Genomic DNA, 24,134 nt, shown 5'->3' with positions numbered 1-24,134 from the left:
CGCACTTCTTGCTATGGCGTGCTCAACGTGCCGCGACCTTAGGTCGCCTTCAGGGCCATGCGGGCCGCCACGTATCGCTGCCGCGGGCCAAGTCGATGTCCGCTACGAACGGACACACATGACCAAATTTTCTGATCTGAACCTGAATCCCAAGGTATTGAAAGCGATTGCGGAAGCGGGCTACGAAACCCCCACCCCGATCCAGGCGGGGGCCATTCCCGCGGCCCTGCAAGGGCGCGACGTGCTCGGCATTGCCCAGACCGGCACCGGCAAGACCGCCAGCTTCGTGCTGCCGATGATCACCGCGCTGGCGCGGGGCCGCGCCCGGGCGCGGATGCCGCGCAGCCTGGTGCTCTGCCCGACCCGGGAACTGGCCGCGCAGGTGGCGGAAAACTTCGACACCTACACCAAACATCTCAAACTCACCAAGGCGCTGCTGATCGGCGGCGTGTCGTTCAAGGAACAGGATACGCTGATCGACAAGGGCGTTGACGTGCTAATCGCCACGCCGGGCCGCCTGCTCGATCATTTCGAGCGCGGCAAGCTGATCCTCTCGGACGTCAAGGTGATGGTCGTGGACGAGGCCGACCGGATGCTCGATATGGGGTTCATTCCCGATATCGAACGGATCTTCGGGCTGACCCCCTTCACCCGTCAGACGCTGTTCTTCTCTGCCACCATGGCGCCGGAGATCGAGCGGATCACCAATACGTTCCTCAGCAATCCCGAGCGGATCGAGGTCGCGCGTCAGGCCACCACCGGCGAGAATATCACCCAGGGCGTTGTGATGTTCCAGGCCTCGCGCAAGGACCGCGAAGCCAGCGAGAAGCGCAAGGTGCTGCGCAAGCTCATCGACGCCGAAGGCGAGAAATGCAGCAACGCGATCATCTTCTGCAACCGCAAGATGGATGTCGATGTGGTCGCCAAGTCGCTGAAAAAATACGGTTATGACGCCGCCCCGATCCATGGTGACCTGGACCAGAGCCAGCGGACCCGTACGCTCGAAGGCTTCCGCAACGGCGAGCTGCGCTTCCTCGTTGCCTCGGACGTGGCGGCACGCGGGCTTGACGTGCCGAGCGTCAGCCATGTCTTCAACTTCGACGTGCCGAGCCATGCCGAGGATTACGTACACCGCATCGGCCGCACCGGCCGGGCCGGGCGCGATGGCAAGGCGATCATGATCTGCGTCCCGCGCGACGAGAAAAACCTCGCCGATGTCGAGCGGCTGGTGCAGCGGCAAATCCCGCGTCTCGACAACCCGCTCGGCGATGACGCGGGGCCGGAAGCGAAGCCGGAGAAGTCGGGCGAAGAGGGTCAGAGCAAGCCGCGCCGTACGCGCAGCCGCAGCCGGAAGTCCGACGCTGTCGCAGACGAGGCCCGGAGCGACGCCGCAACAACACCGGAGAACGGCTCTGTCGAGAGCGAAACTGCCGACGATGCCAACGCCCGGCAAGAGGCCCGGGCGGATCAGGAGAAGACACGGGACAAACCCGCCCGGGAAGCGTCCTCCGGCCGAAGGACACCGGCGGAGCGCCAGTCGGAGAAGACCCCGCCCCCCCCTGCCCGCGACGAGCAGCGCATGCGCGGCGGTCGTGGCCGCGGCTCCGATCGCAACGACCGGGGCGGCAAGCCGGTGGTCGGGCTCGGCGATCACACGCCGACCTTCATCGAACTCAGCTTCGCGGATCGTCAGGCCGATTGAACGGGATCTAGGCAAGTAATCGCTCGGGCATCACGGTGCCCGCGCGAAAGGTTTTTCCTGCCGCGCCCGACGCGCTAGATCGTCCTGCAACAGGTAACGATCTGACAGGACATCCCCCATGTTTCGCCTCTTGATGATGTTGATGCTTCTCACCCCCGGCCCGGCCCTGGCCGAGGAAACGGCGCAGAGCGAACGCTGCCGCGCGATGGTCAACGGCAGCGAAGTCGTGGTCGAAGAAGACCGGTTCGCCACTTTCGCCGATGAGGTCAAGCGCCGGGAAAAGTTGCGTAACTGGCCATCGCGGCGCTGGAACAAGACCTGGGGAATCCCCCCAGCCTGTGACAGCGGCGTGCTTTACGATTATCTCGCGACGACGATCCCGACCGAGGAGATCGACGGATATTGCCTGACCTCCAACGCCGAACAGGGCTATTTTCTGGTGCCGGGCAACCGCAACTACCGGGGAATGTGCAAGAAGACGATCTGCGAGCGGGTGAATACCACCGCCGAGGAAACTGCCGAGATTACCAGGGATCTGACCCGCAGCACACTGCAAAGCGCCACGAACCCCGAGAATCTGCGGGCCGTGGCGCATAAGTCGGGTGCGCTGATCCTGTCAGGCACCGCCAGCTCGCTCAGCACCAGCCTCAGCGCCGCCGGGGCGACGCTGATGACCGCGCTCTCCACCCCCGCCGCCCTGGCCGCCGTCGGCGTCAGCGTGGTGGCGGTGGGCGGCGCGGTCTACATGTGCAGCGACGGCTAGGCTAGTGGTCAGCTCAGGCGGCTGACCACCACCGTGACTTCCGGCTTCTTGCCGATCTCGTCCTGCGCCGACTGGCGCAGGGTCCGCTTCAGCCCCTCGTTGAGCTTGTCCTCGTCGCGCAGGGTCTTGGCGCCCTGCCGGTTCAGCCACTGGCCGAGATCGGCTTCCAGCACATCGACGAGCGTCGCATTGCTGCGGCCTTTCTCGGGCAGCCCCATGAGATCGACCCAGGGCTCGCCAAGCGGCTCGTCCTGATCGTCGAGCACCAGCGTCACCGTGGCATGACCGTTCAGCGCCAGACGGATCCGGTCGCGGACAACCCCGTCGAGCGCACCGATCTTTACCGACCCGTCGAGATAGGTCCGGCCCGTATCGACATATTCGGCGACCGTCGGCGTCTTGCTGCTGAGATCGATCATCATGCCGTCGACCGCCAGCACCCCGGTGATTCCCTTGGCTTCGGCGAGCTTCACATGTTCGCGCAGATGGCGGTGTTCGCCGTGCATCGGGATCAGCACCTGCGGCTTCACGACGTCGTGCAAGGTCTCGAGGTCGGGCCGGTTGGCATGGCCCGAGACATGATAGAGACCGGAGGAATCATCGACGACATCGACGCCCATCTCGGAGAACTGGTTGATGATGCGGATCACGCCGCGTTCGTTGCCGGGGATGGTCTTGGACGAGAACAGGAACAGATCGCCCGGTTTCATCTCGATCCCCTGATACTTGCCGCGCGCCAGCTGCGCCGATGCGGCACGGCGCTCGCCCTGGCTGCCGGTGACCAGCAGCATCAGGTTTTCCCGCGGAATGCCGCGCGCTTCCTCGGGGCTCACGACCTTCGGGAAATCCTTCATCACCCCGGTCTCGACCGCCGCCTCGACCATGCGCTTCATCGCCCGCCCGAGCAGCACTACGGAGCGCCCGGCCTTGTCCGCCGCAACGGCCAGGGTCTTCACCCGTGCCACGTTGGAGGCGAAGGTGGTGGCCACGACCATGCCCTCGGCGGCACTCACCAGCTTTTCGATCTCCGGACCGAGCGTCGCTTCGGAGCGGCCGGGCAGCGGCGAGAACACGTTGGTACTGTCACAGACCAGCGCCTTGATGCCATCCTTGCAGACATCGGCCCAGAGCGCCGGGTCGAATGCCTCGCCCACACCCGGGGTCAGGTCGATCTTGAAATCGCCGGAATGGATCACCCGGCCCTCGGGACTGTCGATCACCATGGAGGAGGATTCAGGGATCGAATGGGAAATCGGCATGAAGCCGACGGTGAAGGGACCGGCGGTCACCTGCTCGGGCCAGGCGCCGACGGTGGTCACGGCATCCTCGGGATGTCCATGCTCGCTCATCTTGCGGCGCGCCAGATTGGCGGTGAAGCGGCGCGCATAGATCGGCGCTTGCAGTGCCTCGTAGCTATGGGCGATCGCGCCGATATGGTCCTCGTGGGCATGGGTGATGAAGATCGCCTCGATCCGGTCGCGGCGCTTCTTCAGCCAGCTGATGTCGGGCAGGATCAGGTCCACCCCGGGGCTAGTGTCCATGTCGGGAAAGGCGACACCGAGGTCGACCACGATCAGCCGTTCCTTGCCGGGCTTGCCATAGCCGTAGACATAGGCGTTCATGCCAATTTCCCCTGCCCCGCCGAGGGGCAGATAGATCAATCTTTCGCTGCTCATATTATTCAGCTTTTTCCTTGTTGAAATCGTGAATCACGGTCAGGCCGTGCATTGTCAGGTCATCATGGTAATCATCGAACAGGTCGACCGCCTGTTGAAACAGCGGGGCCAGCCCGCCCGTGGCGATGACGCGCATCTCGGTGCCGCGTTCCGCCTTTATCCGAGCGCATATCTCACGTACCAGCCCGATATAACCCCAAAACACCCCCGATTGCATACAGGCCACGGTATTTGTGCCGATAACCGCCTGCGGTTGCGAGATATCGACATGCGGCAGCGCCGCCGCCGCGTTATGTAGCGCCTCGAGACTGAGATTCACCCCCGGCGCGATGACCCCCCCGATATAGGCCCCGTCCGCCGCCACGACATCGAAAGTGGTCGCGGTGCCGAAATCGACGATCACGAGATTGCCGCCGTGCAGGTCATACCCAGCCACGGTATTCACCAGCCGGTCCGGGCCGACGGCGGTGCCGGCATCGACCCGCACATCGACGGGGAGACGGCATTCCGGCTTGCCGACCACGAGGGGGCGCGTGTGGAAATAGCGATCGGCCAGCACCCGCAGGTTGAAGACCACGCGCGGCACGGTCGAGCTGATGATCATGTCGGTGATATCTGCCTCGATCTCCTGCAGCCGCATCAGGGTGCTCAGCCAGACATAATATTGATCCGCCGTGCGCTGCCATTCGGTCGCGGTGCGCCAGGTGGCGATGAAGCTCTCTCCGTCCCAGATCGAGAACACGGTATTGGTATTGCCGCAGTCGACTGCCAGAAGCATCTCCGGCCTCCTTGCTTGCTCAGAAAAACACATCCGCTGCCGTGATGGCGACCGGGCCCCCGGCGCCGCGTAGGATCAGATTACCACGTTCATCGACGGTCTCGAACACGCCGGTTGTCTCGCTGCGCATGCTGCGCGCGGTGATCACCTCGCCGAGGCGCGCCGCATGGGAGAGCCAGTCACGGCGGATCGCGGCGAAACCCTGGGTCTGGAACTGGCTTTCGAGGGTCGCGTAGTGACCGGCCAGCAGGTCCAGAAAATCCTGCGGCGTGACATTGATCCCCAGCACCTGTTTCAGCGTGACCGGCGGAACAGCGCCGGGTTCCAGCGTCGCCGGGTCCGGGGCGGTGGCGAGGTTGACGCCGATGCCGATGGCCAGATGATCGCCGACGCTTTCCAGCAGGATCCCGGCGACCTTGCCCCCGCGCAGCAGCACGTCATTGGGCCATTTCAGCGCGAAAGCCTCCTCGCGCCCGCTGAGCGCCACGAAACTGCGCCAGAGGGCCAGAGAGGTCACGAAAGAGCGCAGCGCCGCTTCCGCGGGCGGCTCTCTGCGTTGCATGATCAGGGTGGCGGCGAAATTGCCGCGCGGCGTGGCCCAGGCGCGGCCGCGGCGGCCGCGCGCGGCGCTTTGCTCAAGCGCCAGGATCCAGGTCGGACCGGCCAGGGTCGGAGCCATGCGCGCGGCCTCGGACAGGGTGGAATCGAGCGTGTCAAAGACCCGCCGATCATATCCATCCGGCCAGAGGCTCATGGCCGCGGGACGCCGTTCACGGGTGTCATGCCGCGTTGTTCATCAGGCCGAACGCTGCGCAATGTCTCAGTTCACCAGCATCGCCGCCGCCGAGGCCGCCGCCCCTTCGACACCGAACATGTTGACGATGCCGAGCACCATGACCAGTGCCGCAGCGGTCAGGAAACCGCCGAGCAGGCCGCCGCGCTGATTGTCGAGCTGTTCGGAGCTTTCCTCGCCGAAATACATCAGGAAGACAATGCGCAGGTAGTAATAGGCGCCGATCACCGAGGCGATCACCCCGGCAACAGCCAGCCAGACCAGCCCGCCGTCATAGGCGGCGCGCAGCACGTAGAGCTTGCCGAAGAAGCCCAGCATCGGCGGCACGCCCGCCAGCGAAAAGAGCAGCACGAGCATCGCCAGCGCGCGGCCGGGATTGCGCTTGGAGTACATGTTCAGCGAAGTGATGTCCGTCACCGGCGCGCCATCCTTCTGCATCATCAGGATGAACGCGAAGGTGCCGATGTTCATGGTCACGTAAATCGCCATATAGACCAGCATCGCCTGCACACCGAGCGCTGTGCCTGCCGCCAGCCCCATCATCGCATAGCCCATATGGGCGATCGAGGAATAGGCCATCAGCCGCTTGATGTTGTTCTGTCCGATGGCGGCGACCGAGCCGAGGAACATCGACAGCAGCGAGAGCAACGCGACGATCTGGCTCCATTCGCTGACCGCGGCGCCGAAAGCGTCATGCAGCAGCCGCGCAAAGAGCGCCATCGCGGCCATCTTGGGCGCGGTGGCGAAGAAGGCGGTGACCGGGGTCGGCGAACCCTCATAGACGTCCGGGGTCCACATGTGAAAGGGCACGGCGGAAACCTTGAAGGCGAGGCCGGAGATCAGGAACACCAGCCCGAACAGCAGGCCGAGCGAGGTCTGACCGCTCTGCGCGGTGGTGATGATGCCACTGAACAGCGTGGTGCCTGCATAGCCATAGACCAGCGACGCACCATAGAGCAGCAGGCCGGAGGACAGAGCGCCGAGCACGAAGTACTTCATCCCGGCCTCGGTCGATTTCGCTGAGTCGCGGCGCAGCGAGGCGACGACATAGAGCGCCAGCGACTGCAGTTCGAGCCCCATGTAGAGCGCCATCAAGTCACCGGCGCTGACCATCATCATCATGCCGACGGCCGACAGGGCCACCAGCACCGGATATTCGAAACGCAACAGCCCGCGGCTTTTCATGTAACCTTCGGACATGACCAGCACCGAGGCTGCCGAAAGGAGGATCGTCACCTTGGCGAACCGGGCAAAACCATCCTCGATGAACATGCCGTTGAAGGCGACGCGTGTGCCCTCCCCCGTCAGTCCGATCCAGGCGGCGAGCACCACCATGATCGCGGCGGTGAGCCAGACCAGCAGTCCGCCGGTCTCGTCCTTGCTGGTATAGACCGCGCCCAGCAGAGCCAGCATGGCAAAGACCGCCAGCAGGATTTCGGGCAGGATGATGTTGAGATCAGCGGAGATCATCGCGCTATCCTTCCTAGTGTGACGCTTCGGCGGTCTGCAGGGCCGTGCTGGCCGCCTCGAGCGCGATATCGTAATTTTCCACGAGCGCCGCCACCGACGGGCCGATCATGTCGAGCACCAGCGCCGGATAGACGCCGAGCAGCAGGGTCATCGCCACCAGCGGCGCGAAGATCCAGCGCTCGCGGCGGTTCATGTCGGTGATGGCGCGCAGGCTTTCCTTGATCAGGTCGCCCATGACCACGCGGCGATAGAGCCAGAGCGCATAGGCCGCCGAGAAGATCACCCCGGAGGTCGCCACCAGCGCCACCCAGGTATTGACCTGGAACGTGCCCATCAGCGTCAGGAATTCCCCGACGAAGCCGGAGGTGCCGGGCAGGCCGACATTGGCCATGGTGAACAGCATGAAGATCATCGCATAGGCGGGCATCCGGTTCACCAGACCGCCATAGGCATCGATGTCGCGGGTGTGCATCCGGTCATAGATCACCCCGACGCAGAGGAACAGCGCACCCGAGATGAAGCCATGGCTGATCATCTGGAAGATCGCCCCGTCCACGCCCTGCTGGTTGGCCGCGAAGATCCCCATCGTCACGAAACCCATATGCGCGACCGAGGAATAGGCGATCAGCTTCTTCATGTCTTCCTGCACGAGTGCGACCAGCGAGGTATAGACGATGGCAATGGCCGAGAGCCACAGCACCAGCGGAGTCATCACCTCGGATCCAACCGGGAACATCGGCAGCGAGAAGCGCAGGAAGCCGTAGCCGCCCATCTTGAGCAGGATTGCCGCCAGCACCACCGATCCCGCGGTGGGCGCCTGAACGTGTGCGTCGGGCAGCCAGGTATGGACCGGCCACATCGGCATCTTGACCGCGAAGCTTGCGAAAAAGGCGATGAAAAGCAGCGTCTGCATGCCGCCGACGATCTGGATGCCAAGCAGCTCGAAGCTTTCGGAGCCGAAATTGTGGGTCAGCAGGCTGACTTCACAGCCGCCGATACAGGTGGTCCCAGCCTCGGCAAACATCGCCACCATCGCCACCAGCATCAGCACCGAGCCGAGGAAGGTGTAGAGGAAGAACTTGAAGCTCGCATAGATCCGGTTCGCCCCGCCCCAGATCCCGATGATCAGGAACATCGGGATCAGTCCGGCCTCGAAGAACAGGTAGAACAGCACCAGGTCGAGCGCCATGAACACGCCGAGCATCAGCGTTTCCAGCAGCAGGAAGGCGATCATGTATTCCTTGACGCGGTGGGTCACGTCCCAGGACGCCGCGATCACCAGCGGCATCATGAACGTGGTCAGCATGACGAAGAGGATCGAAATCCCGTCCACGCCGAGCCGGTATTGCAGCCCGAGCAGCCAGTCGGCCTCGTCGACGAACTGGAAGCCGGTGTTGTTCGGGTCGAAATCGAACAGGATGAACAGCGAGATCAGGAAGGTCACCGTGGTGGTGATCATCGCCAGCCACTTGGCATTGCGCCCGGCGGCCGCATCGTCGCCGCGCAGGAAAACGGCGAGGATCAGCGCCGCGAAGGCGGGCATAAAGGTGACGATGGAAAGCAGGTGGTGGTCCATCAGTTTGCCCCTCCGCTGAAGGTCATCCAGGTGACGAGCACGGCGATCCCGATCACCATCGCGAAGGCGTAGGTGAAGATATAGCCCGATTGTGCCCGGCCCGCGAGACGGGTGAAGAAGGGAATGATGCCCATGGCGACACCGTTGAGCGTGCCGTCGATCACATTGCCGTCGCCGCGTTTCCACAGGAACCGGCCGATCGCCTTGGCGGGGGTCACAAATATCACGTCGTAGATCTCGTCAAAATACCATTTGTTTTTCAGGAACAGGTAGAGAGGCCGCTGGTTAGCCGCCAACCGTCCCGGCAGGCTCGGATTGACGATGTAGAACTGCACCGCCAGCAACAGGCCCAGCAGCATCGCCACGAAGGGGCTCACCTTGACCCAGACCGGCGCTTCGTGAGCCGCGTCGAGCACATGGTTCTCCGCGCCGAAGTAAAGCGCGCCCTCGCCCGGCGCACCGCCGAAGCTGGCGTGATGTCCGGCTGCATCCTGGTGACCCTCGATCACCGCATCGACGCCATGATCACCGTCACTCGCCACCACGTCGCCGTCATGGGCGGCGCCTTCTTCCGCGGCATGCGCCGCGGTCTCACCGGCCAGCGGAATGCCGTAGAACTCGGCGATATCCTCGGTATGGCCGAAGAAGCTGCCGTACCAGAGCATCCCGGAGAACACCGCGCCGAGCGCCAGCACACCGAGTGGGATCAGCATGGTCAGCGGGCTCTCATGCGCATGGGCATTGGTATGGCGCGGACCGCGCGGCGTGCCGAAGAATGTCAGGAAGATCAGCCGCCAGGAATAGAAGGAGGTCATCGCCGCCGCGATCACCAGCAGCCAGAACCCGTACATAGACCCGCCGCCCCAGGCGCTCTCGATGATCGCGTCCTTGCTGAGGAAACCGGCGAAACCGATATGGGTGAGCGGAATCCCGACCCCGGTAATGGCCAGCGTGCCGATCATCATCGCCCAGAACGTATAGGGGATCTTCTTGCGCAGGCCACCATACATGGTCATGTCCTGCTCGTGATGCATGGCATGGATCACCGACCCGGCCCCGAGGAACAGCATCGCCTTGAAGAAAGCGTGCGTGAACAGGTGGAACATCGCCGCCGAATACATGCCCACGCCCGCCGCCACGAACATGTAGCCGAGCTGCGAACAGGTCGAATAGGCGATGACACGCTTGATGTCGGTCTGCACCAGACCCACGGTCGCGGCGAAGAAGGCGGTCGTGGCACCGATGAAGGTCACGAAGGCCATCGCCTCGGGCGCGAATTCCATCAGCGGCGACATGCGGCAGACGAGGAACACGCCCGCGGTCACCATGGTCGCGGCATGGATCAGTGCCGAGACCGGGGTCGGACCTTCCATCGCGTCGGGCAGCCAGGTGTGCAGGAACAGCTGCGCCGATTTGCCCATCGCGCCGATGAACAGCAGGAAGGCGATCAGATTGGCGGCGTTCCAGTCGGTCCAGAGGAACCGCACGGAGGTTTCCGCCAGCTCCGGCACCGCGGCGAAAATATCGTCAAAGCGGATCGAATCCGTCAGGAAATAGAGACCGAAGATACCGAGCAGGAAAGCGAAATCGCCGACACGGTTGACCACGAAGGCCTTGATCGCGGCCGCATTGGCGCTTGGCTTGCGGTAGTAGAAACCGATCAGCAGATAGGAGGCGACACCGACGCCTTCCCAGCCGAAGAACATCTGTACCAGGTTGTCCGCCGTAACCAGCGCCAGCATGGCGAAGGTGAAGAACGACAGATAGGCGAAGAAACGCGGGCGATAGCTCTCGCCGTCGCGGAAATTGTCGTCATGGGCCATGTAGCCGAAGGAATAGAGATGCACGAGGCTCGAAACCGTTGTGATCACGATCAGCATGATCGCGGTCAGCCGGTCGAGCCGCACCGCCCAATCGGTGGAAAGCGTGCCGGATTCGATGAAGCGCAGGATCTGCACCTGGGCGAGATGCCCGTCAAAGCCGAGGAACACGACCCAGCTCAGCAGCGCGGAGAGGAACAGCAGCCCGGTGGCCACCCACATCGCGGGCTTTTCGCCGATGATCTTCCAGGTGAAACCGCAGATCAGCGCGCCGACAAGCGGCGCCAGGAGTATTGTCTGGAGCATCGCCTCAGCCCTTCATCACGTTGACATCTTCGACCGCGATCGTGCCGCGATTGCGGAAGAAACAGACCAGGATCGCCAGACCGATCGCCGCCTCGGCGGCCGCCACGGTCAGCACGAACAGGGTATAGACCTGACCGACCAGATCGCCGAGGAAACTGGAGAAAGCCACGAAGTTGATATTCACCGCCAGCAGCATCAGCTCGATGCTCATCAGCAGGATGATCACGTTCTTGCGGTTCAGGAATAGCCCGAAAATGCCGATGACGAAAAGCGTCGCCGCCACCGTCAGATAATGTTCAAGTCCGATCATGTCGTCCCTCGGTTCCTTGCCCTTTCCGGGCCTTCATTAGTCGTTGTCGTGCCCCGATGCCACCGGGATCGTCCGAAGCTCAGCCGATGAAGCTGTAGCCGCCGAACAGGATGATCAGCACGACGACCAGCACGATGATGGTTGTTCTCGACATGTCCGTTTCCTTCCATAGGGCGGCATTTCCGCCTTGATCACTTCAGCCGCATCCGAGCCGGTTCCCCGCCGGGAACCCCGGCCGGGATCCTGCTCGAAGCCCGTCCTAGAGCCCCTGCCCCGATTTCACGTCGCGCAGCTCCATCGCCAGTTTCGGATCACGCATCATCTGCATGACAGGGTCCTGCCGCTTCACGTCCGTCCGGTGGCGCAGGGTCAGCACGATTGCCCCGATCATCGCCACCAGCAGGATCAGCCCGGCAAGCTGGAAGAGCAGGAAGTAATCGTCATAAAGGATCAGCCCCAGCGCTTCGGTATTATAGCGGGTCGGCTCGATCACCTGCGCGCGCAGCCCCTCGGCGGCGAGGTTGCTCTCCCAGGCACCGAAGGCCATGACGAATTGCATCAGGATCACCAGCCCGATGAGCAGCGCCAGCGGCATGTAACGGGCCATCTCGGCCTTGAGCTCGGCGAAATCGACGTCGAGCATCATTACCACGAAGAGGAACAGCACCGCGACGGCACCGACATAGACGATGATCAGCAGCATGGCGACGAATTCGGCGCCGAGCAGCACGAAGAGCCCGGCGGAGCTCAGGAAAGCCAGGATCAGCCAGATCACCGAATGCACCGGATTACGGCTGATGACCGTGAACAGGCCGCCCGCGATCACGCAGATCGCGAAGAGGTAGAATGAAAAGACAATCATTGGTCACCTTCCTTGTCATCCAGCACCGCCTGCGCCAGCTCCAGCGCGCGGGTCATGGCGGGGATCCCGGCGAACACCGACATCTGCCCGATGGTCTCGACGATATGCTGCTTGGTGGCCCCGGCCTCCAGCGCGTGGCGCACGGTCTGGCGCAGCGCCACGTCGTTCTGCGCGCCCTGCATGGTCAGTCCGGCAAGCGTCAGCAACAGCCGGGTACGGGCATCGAGCCCGCCCTCGTTGAGCGTGTTGCCGAACATCATCTCCATCATGTCCTTGGGCATCGTGCCCATCATCTTCTCGAACCCCTTGGGCGAGAATGCCTCCATCGCAGGAAAATTCTTCGCCATTTCCTGCGCCTGCTCCATCATCGAAGCGAAAGGGTTGGCGCCCTCGAAGGTTTTCTTGGGATCGCTCATCGGTAGGGTGCATCCATCTCGAGGTTCCGCGCGATCTCCGCTTCCCAGCGGTCGCCGTTCGCCAGCAGCTTGGCCTTGTCGTAGAACAGCTCTTCGCGGGTCTCGGTGCTGAATTCGAAGTTCGGCCCTTCGACGATCGCATCCACCGGGCAGGCTTCCTGGCAGAAACCGCAATAGATGCATTTGGTCATGTCGATATCATAGCGCGTGGTGCGGCGGCTGCCGTCAATGCGCGGCTCGGCATCGATGGTGATCGCCTGCGCCGGGCAGACCGCCTCGCAGAGCTTGCAGGCAATGCAGCGCTCTTCGCCGTTGGGATAGCGCCGCAGCGCGTGCTCGCCACGGAAACGCGGGCTCAGCGGTCCCTTCTCGTGCGGATAGTTGATCGTCGATTTCGGACGGAAGAAATATTTCAGACCGACCTTCATGCCGATGATGAAATCATACAGCAGGAAATATTTTGCGGCGCGGGTGTAATCCATCTGTGCCATATCAGCCTCCTACGGTCCAACGGGCGTAGATGCCCCAGAACCAGTCGAATTTTGCCGCGAAGCTGACGAAGACCACCCAGAACAGCGAGAACGGCAGGAAAACTTTCCACCCCAGTCGCATCAGCTGGTCATAGCGGAAGCGCGGCGTGATCGCCTTGACCATGGAGAACATGAAGAAGACGAAGAGCATCTTCAGGAACATCCACAGGAAGCCATCGGGCAGGAACGGCACCGGCGACAGCCAGCCACCGAAGAACAACAGCGACACCAGCGCGCACATCAACACGATCGCCACCAGCTCGCCGATCATGAAGAGCAGGAAGGGCGTCGAGGAATATTCGACCTGATAGCCCGCCACCAGTTCGGATTCCGCTTCCGGAAGGTCGAAGGGCGGACGGTTGGTCTCGGCCAGCGCGGAGATGAAGAACAGGATCAGCATCGGGAAATGCGGCAGGAAATACCAGTGCAGCAGGCCCCAGTCGCCATCCTGGGCGCGCACGATCGAGGTGAAGTTCATCGAGCCCGTCGAGAGGATCACGCCGATGATGATCAGGCCGATCGAGACTTCGTAGGAGATCATCTGCGCCGCGGAGCGCAGCGAGCCGAGGAATGGGTATTTCGAGTTCGACGCCCAGCCGCCCATGATCACGCCATAGACCTCGAGCGAGGAGATCGCGAAGACATAGAGAATGGCCACGTTGATGTCCGACAGGATCCAGCCCTCGTTGAACGGGATCACCGCCCAGGCGACCAACGCCATCACGAGGGAAATCATCGGCGCCAGCAGGAACACCGCCCGGTCGGCACCGGCAGGGATCACCACTTCCTTGACGACGTATTTCATCAGGTCGGCAAAGCTCTGCAACAGGCCGAAAACGCCCACCACGTTGGGTCCGCGCCGCATCTGCACCGCGGCCCAGATCTTGCGGTCGGCATACATTAGGAAGGCCAGCGCCAGCAGCAGTGGCAGCACGATCAGCATGATCTGCCCGACCGTCAGCAATCCGATGCCAAGACCAGTGTTGTAAAAGAAATCAGCCATACGTCCTCACACCGTCGGAATGCCCTTTTCCACGCAGCTCTGCGTGGTCACTTCGGCATCGATTGTCTTCAAGCCCCGTGGCAGGCTCGGCGAGATCGTGTAAACAGCATCTGCCCGCCATATGCCACCCTCCTGAGCCACATTTGTGCGCAGATGTCGCGCAAATCCGTAGCCCCGGATCAGGGTATATTGCGCCGCGGCACATTCCGCGTAATCGGAGACATCCTCGGCGCTCTGCGCCTTGGTCATCGCCACGTTGAACTGCACCAGATCCCCGTCCAGGAGCTTGGTTTCCACGCCCTTGTACTCGGGGATGAAATCCTCCGCCGTCGGCACCGGAGCCGCGCAGGCAGCCAGCAAAACAGGACAGGCCACGCTCAAGAGTTTCACTCCGCTGCCAGAGGCTCGGCACGGCGCGCCGCCACCCCGGCGGAGAGCTCGGCCATCAGCTGGCTGGCGCGGGCGATCGGGTTGGAAAGATAGAAATCCGTGATCGCCGGGCGGAACTCGGCCTGCCCCAGAGCGCCAGTGGCGACCGGCGCCCAGGTGTTCTGGCGAACCTCGTCGATCTGCGCCAGATGCGGCACATCCGCGACCAGCGCACGACGCAGGGCGGCAATGGAATCGAACGGCAATGTGGCGCCGAGCTCTGCGGAAAGCGCCCGCAGGATCGCCCAGTTTTCCTTTGCCTGGCCAGGCGCGAAACCGGCGCGCTGCGCCAGCTGCGGGCGGCCTTCGGTATTGACGAAAAGCCCCGGTTCCTCGGTATAGGCCGCACCCGGCAGGATGATGTCGGCGCGATGCGCACCGCGATCCCCATGGCTGCCCTGATAGATCACGAAGGGGCCTTCGCCGATCTCGATCTCGTCGGCGCCGAGATTGTAGATCACCTCCGCCCCGGCCACATCGTCCATGCCGTTCTCGGTAACCGCATGGATATCGAGCGCCCCGACACGGCTGGCAGCGGTATGCAGCACCATGAATTTCGAGCCGGTCTTCTCGGCAAAGGCCATCGCCTGCCCGAGCACCGCGGCACCGTCGGCTTCGCGCAGGGCGCCCTGGCCGACGATCACGATGGTGTCCTTCTCCAGCGCGTTGGAATGATCCTCTTCCAGCAGCTCGGCAAGCGCAGCACGATCGCTGCCCGCATGGTGATATTCGTAGGTCAGATCGGCCGCTTCGCCGATCACCCCGATATTGGCGCCGCGGGCCCAGGCTTTGCGGACCCGGGCATTGAGCACCGGTGCCTCGAGAGCCGGATTGGTGCCGATCAGCATGATCGCCTGCGCGTTGTCGATATCCTCGATCCGCGCCGTGCCGACATAGCCCGACCGGTTGCCCGCGGGCAGTTTGGCCCCGTCGGTGCGGCATTCGACGACACCGCCCTGCCCTTCGATCATCTGCTTGAGCGCATAGGCGGCCTCGACCGGGGCCAGATCGCCGATCAGACCGGCAAGCTTCTTGCCCTTCATAGCGGTAGCGGCGGCGGCCAGCGCTTCGGGCCAGTCGGCTTTGCGCAACTTGCCGTTCTCGCGGATATAGGGTGTATCCAGCCGCTGACGGCGCAGACCGTCCCAGACGAAACGGGTCTTGTCGGAGATCCATTCCTCGTTCACGCCATCATGGTTGAGCGGCAGGAAGCGCATCACTTCGCGCCCCTTGGTATCGACCCGGATGCTGGATCCGAGCGCGTCCATCACGTCGATGCTCTCGGTCTTGGTCAGCTCCCAGGGGCGGGCGGTGAAGGAATAGGGCTTGGAGACCAGCGCCCCGACCGGACAAAGGTCGATGATGTTGCCCGACAGGTTGCTGTCGATCAGCGCGCCGAGATAGGTGGTGATCTCGGCATCCTCGCCGCGACCGGTCTGACCCATCACATGCTGGCCCGCCACTTCGGTGGTGAAGCGCACGCAGCGGGTGCAGGAAATGCAGCGAGTCATGTGAGTCTCGATCAGCGGCCCGAGATCGAGATCCTCGGTGGCCCGCTTGGGCTCGCGGTAGCGCGAGAAATCGACGCCATAGGCCATGGCCTGATCCTGCAGGTCGCATTCGCCGCCCTGATCGCAGATCGGGCAGTCGAGCGGATGGTTGATGAGCAGGAATTCCATCACCCCTTCGCGGGCCTTCTTGACCATCGGCGAATTGGTCTTCACGACCGGCGGCTGGCCTTCCGGGCCGGGGCGCAGGTCGCGCACCTGCATGGCGCAGGAGGCGGCGGGCTTGGGCGGCCCGCCGACGACTTCCACAAGACACATCCGGCAATTGCCGGCGATCGACAGACGCTCATGATAACAGAAACGCGGCACTTCGACGCCCACCTGCTCACAGGCCTGGATCAGCGTCATGGCGCCGTCGACCTCGATTTCCTTGCCGTCGATGATGATTTTGCGGATGTCGCTCATAAGCTCACTTTGCCTTCAGTAACGAACCGATCCGGCTCGATTTTTGAATCTCTTCGCGTCCGAGCGCACAATAGCTATCCGGGTTCGAAGTATCGACCCCTCTTGCCTTGAAAAATGCGGCTCCCCGCGCTTTCATCCGGGCCTTTTCGGCATCCGAATCGACATAGGCGTCAATCTCGGCATCGCTGTACCCCAGTTCGCGCGCCTTGTCCTTCAAACCATAGACATAGCCGTAGGCTTTCAGCATTCGCGCCGAGATGCTCGGGCAGTTCTTGCGAATCCGGTCGGCGATGCCGAGATCCAGCAACGCATCGTCGATTGCGGCGACCTCGCGCAGCGGCGGTTTCGCGGCCAGCGGGCTGGCCAGCAATCCGGCGCCCAGCAATGCGGTCAGGATGATCTTCTTCATGTCGCTCTCCTCATGTCAGCGGCGCCAATGGCCCCTGCCGGACATGTGGATCGCCCCCGATGATATGCAATGACATCCCGAGAGAGTGCCGGTCGGCGGCGATATGTCGCCACGAAACTCACTGCGGACAGATCCCCTCGAACCTCAATGCGCCATCGCTGAGCTGCAAGGCCTGACCCGGCGTGTCGGGACCGACGATCCATTTGATGTCGGAGGAGCCATAGGTTCCGACGCAATGGGCGATCGCCTCGTGACGTCCGGCGGCGCGCGCGCCTTCGAGCGATTGGGTGGCATCGCGCACCGTCACGACGAAATGATCCCGTCGCCCCGAGACCAGCTTCAGATCGCTGCGGAAATACTTTCCGTCGAAGGCCAGGTCGTCGCCGACACCGCCACAGGCGGCCAGCAGCGCCAGGGGTATCAGCGGAAGGAATACTCGTCTCATCGCGTCACTCCACATCGAGCGCGCCGCGGCTGCGACAGGCTCGCCTCGTCGGTTTCAGATAGGATCAACCATGTTCGACAGGGCTATCGTCCCTGGCGCGCCTCGGGTCAAGGGCATGTGGGCCAAAGCCGCGGCCGACGCCCCCTTCCCTTGCGCCTATTGCGCGGCCACCGCGCTGACGCGCCCGGTGCGCTTGTGCTTGATCCGGTCTTCGATCTCGTCGCGGAAATGCCGGATCAGACCCTGGATCGGCCAGGCTGCGGCATCCCCGAGCGCGCAGATCGTGTGGCCCTCGACCTGTTTGGTCACGTCGAGCAGCATGTCGATCTCCTCGGGTTCCGCATCGCCGCGCACCAGCCGGTCCATTACCCGCATCATCCAGCCGGTCCCCTCGCGACACGGCGTGCACTGGCCGCAGCTCTCGTGCTTGTAAAAGGCCGCAAGCCGCCAGATTGCCTTGATCACATCCGTCGAATTATCCATCACGATCACCGCCGCCGTGCCGAGGCCGGAGCGCTGCTCGCGCAGATAGTCGAAATCCATGATCGCATCGCGCATCGCATGGCCCGGGATCAGCGGCACGGAAGAGCCGCCGGGGATCACTGCCTTGAGATTGTCCCAGCCGCCGCGGATGCCGCCGCAATGTTTCTCGATCAGTTCCTCGAAGGAGATGCTCATCGCCTCTTCGACGACGCAGGGATTGTTCACATGCCCTGAGATCGCGAACAGCTTGGTACCGGCGTTGTTGGGGCGGCCGAAGCCGGCAAACCATTCCGGCCCGCGGCGCAGGATCGTCGGCACAACGGCGATCGATTCGACGTTGTTCACCGTGGTCGGGCAGCCGTAGAGACCAGCCCCCGCCGGGAACGGCGGTTTCATCCGCGGCATGCCTTTCTTGCCCTCGAGGCTTTCCAGCAGCGCGGTTTCTTCGCCGCAGATATAGGCCCCGGCGCCATGGGCCAGGAAAATGTCGAAATCCCAGCCCGAGCCGCAGGCGTTCTTGCCCACCAGACCCGCGTCATAGGCCTCGTCGATGGCGCGCTGCAGCGCCTCGCGCTCGCGGATATATTCGCCGCGCAGGTAGATGTAGCAGGTATGGGCATTCATCGCGAAGCTGGCGATCAGGCAGCCTTCGATCAGCGTGTGCGGATCATGGCGCATGATCTCGCGGTCCTTGCAGGTGCCGGGCTCGGATTCATCGGCATTGACCACCAAATAGGACGGACGGCCATCGCTTTCCTTGGGCATGAAGGACCATTTCAGCCCGGTCGGGAACCCCGCGCCGCCGCGACCACGCAGACCGCTGGCCTTCATCTGCTCGACGATCCAGTCGCGTCCCTTCTCGATGATCCCGGCGGTACCGTCCCAGTGACCCCGCTGCTGCGCGCCCTTCAGAGTGCGGTCATGCATCCCGTAAAGATTGGTGAAAATGCGGTCTTTATCCTGAAGCATGAAGCTACCCTCGTTTATCGCGCCCCGAAGGGGCGGAACTGCTATCGCGCCCCTTGGGGGCGGAATTACCCTGGCCGACCCGCCGGGCCTGCCACATCTGAAAAATCACCACCATCGCCCAGAACAGCGCCGCCAGGGCGGCGAAGTCGAACAGCAGCGCATAACGCCCGGCCAGGCCAAGCGCGGGTCCGGCCCATTGCGCCGCGATCCACAGCAGCATGGTGCCCGCGATCACCAGCGCGACCATCCGGCCCTTCCGGGCCAGCGCCCTGTCGTCGGCCTCCTGCATCACTCGACCCGGCCCGTTCCCTGGCTGGCCGCGTTCGCGCCGAGGCTGCGCGCCTGGCCGATCCAGTCGTCACGGCGGATACGGCCCTTGAAGCGCAGCCGCGCATCGACCCAGTCAATCTCGCTCTCGCTCCAACCGGCGATCTGATCGAAATGGTAGATCCCGAGCTCGTTGAGCGTCTCTTCCATCTTCGGCCCGACACCGTTGATCCGCTTGAGATCGTCAGCCCCTCCGTCACGCGGCGCGTCGAAAACCTCGGGCGCGCCGTCGGCCGGGGCGGTGTCCGGGGGTGGCGCCGCGACGGTCTCGACCCCTGCCGGTGTCGCGTGATGGTCCTCTACCACGGGCCCAGGCTCGGCCTGCGGCTCGGGGACCGGCTGCGGATCGGGAGCCTCGCTGACGAATTCCACCGCGGAGGTAGTGCCGGCGGCATTGGGCTCCGCGGGCGGCTGGGGATCCGGGTCCGCGACCGCGGCCCCTGCTCCGGCCGCCATGCTGGTCGAGGCAAGCGCAGCACCCGAGGCTTCCGGCGCGCGGTCCGGTTCGGAGCGATGCGGCGTCGGCTCCCTGTCGGGCAGCGCGCTGTCCCGGCATTTCGTCGCGATGAGCGCAGCTCCGGCGGCCGCGCCGAGGAGGATCCCGATGATCAGGGAGGTAAGCAGTGCGACGCCGACGAGGATCCACAGCAGAATCGCCAGAACCAGCGCGATCGCCGCGCCCATCCACCAGCACCTGACGGTGCAGGCCTGTCTGTCCAGTTCGCTGTTCATCGTATCCATTCCTTATTGGTTGGATCCTGCGCGCCGCCCTATCTTCTATCTGTTGTCGTCATCCTTTTCGGCACGTCCGGAAGTTGCGGTTTCCTCACTGTCGGCCAGTTCCTGCGCCTGGGCCACCCATTCATCGCGGCTGACCCGGCCCTTGAAGCCTTCGAGATTCCGATCGACCCAGGCAACTTCATCGGCCTGCCAACCGGCGATCTGATCATAATGGTAATAGCCCATGCTGTGAAGCAGCGCCTTGATCTTCGGACCGACGCCCTTGATCCGGGTGAGATCATCGCCCTGCCCGGCGCGCGGGGCGGTGAGCCCTTGCGGCTGGCGCCCGGCCCCGCCCGTGGCCACGCCAGATTCCGCTTCGGCGCCGGTCTTGTTCGCGGGCGCCACCGCGCCCTCTTCGGGATGGCCCTTGGCCTCGACCTCGGGCGCTTCTCCCGGAGCTTCGGAATATTTGTCCGAACTGTCGCCGACCTCGCGCGGCGCACGTTCCTCGGTGCGACTGCGCCCGCCCTGCGCCCCATCCGGTCCGCGCGGCGGCATCATGTCATCGCGCGGCGACTCCGGGGCGGCGTCCCGCTGATCGCCGTCCCGGTGTTCCGCACGGTCACGCCAGGGCGTCAGCAGCGGCACTTCGGTGCCGTCGATGCGCTTGACCGTATCGCCGATATCGACCGCCAACTGCGCCGAAGCATTGTACTGGGTCTTGCCGCTGTCATATTCGGTGAGGCTGCTCAGCCCGCTCAGCGGTTCGGATCCATAGCGACCGTTCTGCGGTCCCGGCACCGGCACCTGCCCGGCGGCGAGCTCGTCGATGATCTCGCCGAGCCGTGCGGCGGTCAGGTCCTCGTAGTAATCCTTGCCGATCTGCGCCATCGGCGCGTTGGAACAGGCGCCGAGACATTCGACCTCTTCCCAGCTGAACCTGCCATCGGCGCTCAGCTCATGCGGATTGGCGGCGATCTTCTCGCGGCAGACCGAGATCAGGTCCTCGGCACCGCAGATCATGCAGGACGTGGTGCCGCAGATCTGGATATTCGCAACGCTGCCAACCGGTTGCAGCTGGAACATGAAGTAGAACGTCGCCACTTCCAGGCCGCGGATATAGGCCAGGCCGAGCATTTCGCTGATATGTTCTATCGCCGGGCGGGTCAGCCAGCCCTCCTGCTCCTGCGCGCGCCAGAACAGCGGAATGATGGCGCTGGCCTGGCGCCCTTCGGGGTATTTGGTGATCTGCGCCTCGGCCCAGGCCTGGTTGGCCGGGGTGAAGGCGAAACTGTCGGGTTGGTCAGGGTGGAGACGGCGGAGCATCGGATCAGGCTTTCGTGCAGGCGGAGACGGCGGGCGCCTCCGGCGGGAGTATTTCGGGCATAAAGAAGCTGGCGCTGGCGCTCACCGGTCGATCTCCCCGAACACCACATCCATGGTACCGATGATCGCGGCGACATCGGCGAGCTGATGACCCTTGGAGACGTAATCCATCGCCTGCAGATGCAAAAAGCCCGGCGCGCGCAGCTTGGCGCGGTAGGGCCGGTTGCTGCCGTCGGCGACCAGATAGACGCCGAACTCGCCCTTCGGTGCCTCGACGGCGGCATAGACCTCGCCCTCGGGCACGTGAAACCCTTCGGTGTAGAGCTTGAAATGGTGGATCAGGCTTTCCATGTCGGTCTTCATCGCGGTGCGGCTCGGCGGGGTGATCTTGCCGCGGGCCAGCACATCGCCGCGCCCTTCCGGTGCGCGCAACTTCTCGATACATTGCTGCATGATCTTCACCGACTGGCGCATCTCTTCCATGCGGACGAGATAGCGGTCATAGCAGTCGCCGTTCTTGCCGACCGGGATCTGGAAGTCGAATTCGTCATAGCATTCATAGGGCTGCGCGCGGCGGAGGTCCCAGGCCAGGCCGGAACCGCGGACCATCACGCCGGAAAAGCCCCAATCCTGGATATCCTGTTCGGTGATGATGCCGATATCGGCATTGCGCTGTTTGAAGATCCGGTTCTCGGTGAGCAATTCGTCGATGTCATCGAGCACCGCCGGAAAGCTTTCGCACCAAGTGGCGATATCGTCGATCAAGGCCTCGGGCAGATCCTGATGCACGCCGCCGGGACGGAAATAGGCAGCGTGCAGGCGCGCGCCGCAGGCACGCTCGTAGAACACCATCAGCTTCTCGCGTTCCTCGAAGCCCCAGAGCGGCGGGGTCAGCGCGCCGACGTCCATCGCCTGGGTCGTGACGTTGAGCAGGTGGCTGAGGATACGGCCGATTTCGGAATAGAGCACCCGGATCAACGAGGCGCGGCGCGGCACCTCGACGCCGGTGAGCCGCTCGATCGCCAGGCACCAGGCATGTTCCTGGTTCATCGGCGCGACATAATCGAGGCGGTCGAAATAGGGCAGGTTCTGCAGGTAGGTGCGGCTTTCCATCAGCTTCTCGGTACCACGGTGCAGCAGGCCGATATGCGGGTCGCAACGCTCGACGATCTCCCCGTCCAGCTCAAGAACGAGACGCAAAACGCCATGTGCCGCGGGATGTTGCGGGCCGAAATTGATGTTGAAATTGCGGATCTTCTGTTCGCCGGTCAGGGCGTCTTCGAAACCTTTGGTACCGTCCATCATCTACGCTCCAGCTCTTGCAGCTTGCTCGCCATCCACCAGATCAGCGCCAGCCCGCCCAGCGGGATGATCCCCGCGAAGGTCCAGTTCTTGTTGATGCCGAAATGCGGCAGCAGTTTCAGCATCGGGATCACGGTCAGGACCGCGACGATCAGCCAGCCGAGAAAGCCCATCACTTGGATTCCTTGCTGGCATGACCATCCGGCGCCGTCTTGTCGTCGCCCGGCAGGATGTATTCGGCCCCCTCCCAGGGGGACATGAAATCGAATTGCCGGTATTCCTGAACCAGGTTCACGGGCTCATAGACCACCCGCTTCTCGACCTCGTCATATCGCACTTCGGTATAGCCGGTGGTCGGGAAATCCTTGCGCAGCGGATAGCCGCGGAAACCGTAATCGGTGAGGATGCGGCGCAGGTCGGGATGGCCCGAGAACAGGATGCCGAACATGTCGAAGACTTCACGCTCGAACCAGTTGGCCGAAGGATGCACCGACACGATCGAGGGCACCATGTCCTTCTCGCGGGTGGCGACCCGCAGACGGATGCGCTGGTTCTGGTACATACTGAGGAAGTGATAGACCACGTCGAAACGCTTGGCCCGGCCTGGATAATCGACCGCAGTGATGTCGACCAGCGTCGAGAAACGGCAGGTCGCGTCGCCGCGCAGGAAATCCACCAGTCCGGTGATATTGGCCAGAGCCACATCGACATTGAGCTCGCCGTTGGTGACGTCCCAGCCCAGCACGCAATCCGGGCGTTTCGCCTCGATATAGGCGCCGAGTTCTTGCAATTGTGCGCTCATCTTACAATCGTCCCCGTACGGCGGATTTTGCGTTGCAGCTGCAGGATGCCGTAGAGCAGCGCCTCGGCCGTGGGCGGGCAGCCCGGCACGTAAATATCGACCGGGACTATCCGGTCACAGCCGCGCACCACGGAATAGCTATAGTGATAATAGCCACCACCATTCGCACAGGAGCCCATGGAGATCACGTAGCGCGGCTCGGGCATCTGGTCATAGACCTTGCGCAGCGCCGGAGCCATCTTGTTGGTCAGCGTGCCCGCCACGATCATCAGGTCGGACTGGCGCGGGCTGGCGCGCGGCGCGGTGCCGAAGCGCTCGAGGTCATAGCGCGGCATCGAGGTATGCATCATCTCGACCGCGCAACAGGCCAGGCCGAAGGTCATCCAGTGCAGCGAGCCAGTGCGCGCCCAGTTGATGATGTCCTCGGTCGAGGTCAGCAGGAAACCCTTGTCCTGAAGTTCCGCATTCAGGTTCTGGGTGGCGACGTCGCGGTCGGCTCCCGCGCTGATCGCTCCGGTGGCTACTGCCATTCCAGCGCTCCCTTCTTCCACTCATATGCAAAGCCGGCGGTCAGCACGGCCAGAAACACCATCATCGACCAGAAGCCGACCATGCTCACATCCTTGAAGGCAACGGCCCAGGGGAACAGGAAGGCGATCTCGAGATCGAAGATGATGAACAGGATCGCGACCAGATAGAACCGCACGTCGAACTTCATCCGCGCATCGTCAAAGGCGTTGAACCCGCATTCATAGGCCGAGACCTTTTCGGGATCGGGATTGCGCACGGCGAGAACCACCGCGGCGAGGATCAGGACGAGCCCCAATCCGATTGCAACAGCCAGAAAAACGAGGATAGGCAGATATTCCCGCAACATATCGTCCAAGGGAGGCTCCTTTTCGGGTGGCAAGGGGCCTCTCGGGCCCCGGCAGACGCTTGGC

The 24,134-nt window shown here is 63.4% G+C and carries 26 protein-coding genes; 2 read left to right on the top strand and 24 right to left on the bottom strand.

Going from position 1 to position 24,134, the window contains the following annotated elements; all coding sequences use genetic code 11:
- The first annotated feature begins 118 nt into the window (after positions 1 to 118).
- Positions 119 to 1,702: a DEAD/DEAH box helicase gene (locus ACFSUD_RS03430; RefSeq protein WP_386371489.1), complete on the top strand. Its 1,584-nt coding sequence runs from the start codon at positions 119 to 121 to the stop codon at positions 1,700 to 1,702.
- A 118-nt stretch (positions 1,703 to 1,820) separates the two neighbouring features.
- Positions 1,821 to 2,465: a hypothetical protein gene (locus ACFSUD_RS03425; protein WP_386371487.1), complete on the top strand. Its 645-nt coding sequence runs from the start codon at positions 1,821 to 1,823 to the stop codon at positions 2,463 to 2,465.
- 8 nt (positions 2,466 to 2,473) lie between these two features.
- On the opposite strand, the gene ACFSUD_RS03420 is transcribed toward ACFSUD_RS03425, so the two are convergent.
- The 24 genes from ACFSUD_RS03420 to ACFSUD_RS03305 all read right to left on the bottom strand — a co-directional run bounded on the left by ACFSUD_RS03420 (position 2,474) and on the right by ACFSUD_RS03305 (position 24,079).
- Positions 2,474 to 4,141 carry a ribonuclease J gene (locus ACFSUD_RS03420; protein ID WP_386371485.1) on the bottom strand — a complete coding sequence of 556 codons (1,668 nt, stop codon included), beginning with the start codon at positions 4,139 to 4,141 and terminating at the stop codon, positions 2,474 to 2,476.
- A 1-nt stretch (position 4,142) separates the two neighbouring features.
- On the bottom strand, positions 4,143 to 4,919 hold the full coding sequence (locus ACFSUD_RS03415; protein ID WP_386371484.1) for a type III pantothenate kinase: 777 nt from the start codon (positions 4,917 to 4,919) through the stop codon (positions 4,143 to 4,145).
- Positions 4,920 to 4,938: 19 nt separating this feature from the next.
- Positions 4,939 to 5,673, bottom strand: coding sequence for a biotin--[acetyl-CoA-carboxylase] ligase (locus ACFSUD_RS03410; RefSeq protein WP_386371482.1), 735 nt, complete (start codon positions 5,671 to 5,673; stop codon positions 4,939 to 4,941).
- A 66-nt stretch (positions 5,674 to 5,739) separates the two neighbouring features.
- Complete coding sequence (nuoN, locus tag ACFSUD_RS03405) at positions 5,740 to 7,182, bottom strand: NADH-quinone oxidoreductase subunit NuoN (RefSeq protein WP_386371480.1); 1,443 nt, start codon at positions 7,180 to 7,182, stop codon at positions 5,740 to 5,742.
- Between the two features lie 13 nt (positions 7,183 to 7,195).
- Positions 7,196 to 8,758 (bottom strand): NADH-quinone oxidoreductase subunit M, encoded by a 1,563-nt coding sequence (locus tag ACFSUD_RS03400; RefSeq protein ID WP_386371478.1) that lies wholly within the window; start codon positions 8,756 to 8,758, stop codon positions 7,196 to 7,198.
- Positions 8,758 to 10,884: an NADH-quinone oxidoreductase subunit L gene (gene nuoL / locus ACFSUD_RS03395; protein WP_386371476.1), complete on the bottom strand. Its 2,127-nt coding sequence runs from the start codon at positions 10,882 to 10,884 to the stop codon at positions 8,758 to 8,760. Before nuoL ends, ACFSUD_RS03400 begins: the two co-directional genes overlap by 1 nt.
- 4 nt (positions 10,885 to 10,888) lie before the next feature.
- A complete protein-coding gene (gene nuoK, locus ACFSUD_RS03390; protein ID WP_025048953.1) occupies positions 10,889 to 11,194 on the bottom strand; it encodes an NADH-quinone oxidoreductase subunit NuoK in 306 nt (101 codons plus the stop codon).
- Positions 11,195 to 11,453: 259 nt separating this feature from the next.
- Positions 11,454 to 12,056, bottom strand: a complete 603-nt coding sequence (locus ACFSUD_RS03385) for an NADH-quinone oxidoreductase subunit J (RefSeq protein ID WP_386371474.1) — start codon at positions 12,054 to 12,056, stop codon at positions 11,454 to 11,456.
- On the bottom strand, positions 12,053 to 12,472 hold the full coding sequence (locus tag ACFSUD_RS03380; RefSeq protein WP_386371473.1) for a carboxymuconolactone decarboxylase family protein: 420 nt from the start codon (positions 12,470 to 12,472) through the stop codon (positions 12,053 to 12,055). The genes ACFSUD_RS03385 and ACFSUD_RS03380 overlap by 4 nt, the downstream gene beginning before the upstream one ends.
- Positions 12,469 to 12,963, bottom strand: coding sequence for an NADH-quinone oxidoreductase subunit NuoI (nuoI, locus tag ACFSUD_RS03375; protein WP_386371471.1), 495 nt, complete (start codon positions 12,961 to 12,963; stop codon positions 12,469 to 12,471). Before nuoI ends, ACFSUD_RS03380 begins: the two co-directional genes overlap by 4 nt.
- 1 nt (position 12,964) lies before the next feature.
- Positions 12,965 to 14,005 (bottom strand): NADH-quinone oxidoreductase subunit NuoH, encoded by a 1,041-nt coding sequence (nuoH, locus tag ACFSUD_RS03370; RefSeq protein WP_386371469.1) that lies wholly within the window; start codon positions 14,003 to 14,005, stop codon positions 12,965 to 12,967.
- A gap of 6 nt (positions 14,006 to 14,011) precedes the next feature.
- Entirely contained in the window at positions 14,012 to 14,395 is a 384-nt protein-coding gene (locus tag ACFSUD_RS03365; protein WP_386371467.1) for a hypothetical protein, read from the bottom strand.
- The gene (gene nuoG / locus ACFSUD_RS03360; RefSeq protein WP_386371465.1) at positions 14,392 to 16,407 is read right to left on the bottom strand and encodes an NADH-quinone oxidoreductase subunit NuoG; all 2,016 of its coding nucleotides are present in this window, start codon (positions 16,405 to 16,407) and stop codon (positions 14,392 to 14,394) included. The genes ACFSUD_RS03365 and nuoG overlap by 4 nt, the downstream gene beginning before the upstream one ends.
- 4 nt (positions 16,408 to 16,411) lie before the next feature.
- Positions 16,412 to 16,816: a DUF5333 domain-containing protein gene (locus ACFSUD_RS03355; RefSeq protein ID WP_386371463.1), complete on the bottom strand. Its 405-nt coding sequence runs from the start codon at positions 16,814 to 16,816 to the stop codon at positions 16,412 to 16,414.
- A 118-nt stretch (positions 16,817 to 16,934) separates the two neighbouring features.
- Complete coding sequence (locus tag ACFSUD_RS03350) at positions 16,935 to 17,261, bottom strand: hypothetical protein (RefSeq protein ID WP_386371461.1); 327 nt, start codon at positions 17,259 to 17,261, stop codon at positions 16,935 to 16,937.
- Positions 17,262 to 17,417: 156 nt separating this feature from the next.
- Complete coding sequence (gene nuoF / locus ACFSUD_RS03345) at positions 17,418 to 18,713, bottom strand: NADH-quinone oxidoreductase subunit NuoF (RefSeq protein ID WP_386371460.1); 1,296 nt, start codon at positions 18,711 to 18,713, stop codon at positions 17,418 to 17,420.
- 4 nt (positions 18,714 to 18,717) lie between these two features.
- Positions 18,718 to 19,002: a DUF5337 domain-containing protein gene (locus tag ACFSUD_RS03340; protein WP_386371458.1), complete on the bottom strand. Its 285-nt coding sequence runs from the start codon at positions 19,000 to 19,002 to the stop codon at positions 18,718 to 18,720.
- Positions 19,002 to 19,772 carry a hypothetical protein gene (locus tag ACFSUD_RS03335; protein ID WP_386371457.1) on the bottom strand — a complete coding sequence of 257 codons (771 nt, stop codon included), beginning with the start codon at positions 19,770 to 19,772 and terminating at the stop codon, positions 19,002 to 19,004. The genes ACFSUD_RS03340 and ACFSUD_RS03335 overlap by 1 nt, the downstream gene beginning before the upstream one ends.
- 45 nt (positions 19,773 to 19,817) lie before the next feature.
- Positions 19,818 to 21,089 (bottom strand): NADH-quinone oxidoreductase subunit E, encoded by a 1,272-nt coding sequence (locus ACFSUD_RS03330; RefSeq protein WP_386371455.1) that lies wholly within the window; start codon positions 21,087 to 21,089, stop codon positions 19,818 to 19,820.
- A gap of 81 nt (positions 21,090 to 21,170) precedes the next feature.
- Complete coding sequence (locus tag ACFSUD_RS03325; RefSeq protein ID WP_386371453.1) at positions 21,171 to 22,391, bottom strand: NADH-quinone oxidoreductase subunit D; 1,221 nt, start codon at positions 22,389 to 22,391, stop codon at positions 21,171 to 21,173.
- Positions 22,391 to 22,567 carry a hypothetical protein gene (locus ACFSUD_RS03320; protein ID WP_386371887.1) on the bottom strand — a complete coding sequence of 59 codons (177 nt, stop codon included), beginning with the start codon at positions 22,565 to 22,567 and terminating at the stop codon, positions 22,391 to 22,393. Before ACFSUD_RS03320 ends, ACFSUD_RS03325 begins: the two co-directional genes overlap by 1 nt.
- Positions 22,564 to 23,193: an NADH-quinone oxidoreductase subunit C gene (locus ACFSUD_RS03315; protein ID WP_386371451.1), complete on the bottom strand. Its 630-nt coding sequence runs from the start codon at positions 23,191 to 23,193 to the stop codon at positions 22,564 to 22,566. Before ACFSUD_RS03315 ends, ACFSUD_RS03320 begins: the two co-directional genes overlap by 4 nt.
- The gene (locus tag ACFSUD_RS03310) at positions 23,190 to 23,723 is read right to left on the bottom strand and encodes a NuoB/complex I 20 kDa subunit family protein (RefSeq protein ID WP_386371449.1); all 534 of its coding nucleotides are present in this window, start codon (positions 23,721 to 23,723) and stop codon (positions 23,190 to 23,192) included. The genes ACFSUD_RS03315 and ACFSUD_RS03310 overlap by 4 nt, the downstream gene beginning before the upstream one ends.
- Positions 23,714 to 24,079, bottom strand: a complete 366-nt coding sequence (locus tag ACFSUD_RS03305; RefSeq protein WP_386371447.1) for an NADH-quinone oxidoreductase subunit A — start codon at positions 24,077 to 24,079, stop codon at positions 23,714 to 23,716. Before ACFSUD_RS03305 ends, ACFSUD_RS03310 begins: the two co-directional genes overlap by 10 nt.
- Positions 24,080 to 24,134 lie beyond the last annotated feature (55 nt).

This window comes from Sulfitobacter aestuarii (genome assembly GCF_042685005.1).
In the GTDB taxonomy this organism is placed as follows: domain Bacteria; phylum Pseudomonadota; class Alphaproteobacteria; order Rhodobacterales; family Rhodobacteraceae; genus Sulfitobacter; species Sulfitobacter aestuarii.
This window is presented reverse-complemented; position numbering and strand designations above follow the sequence as displayed.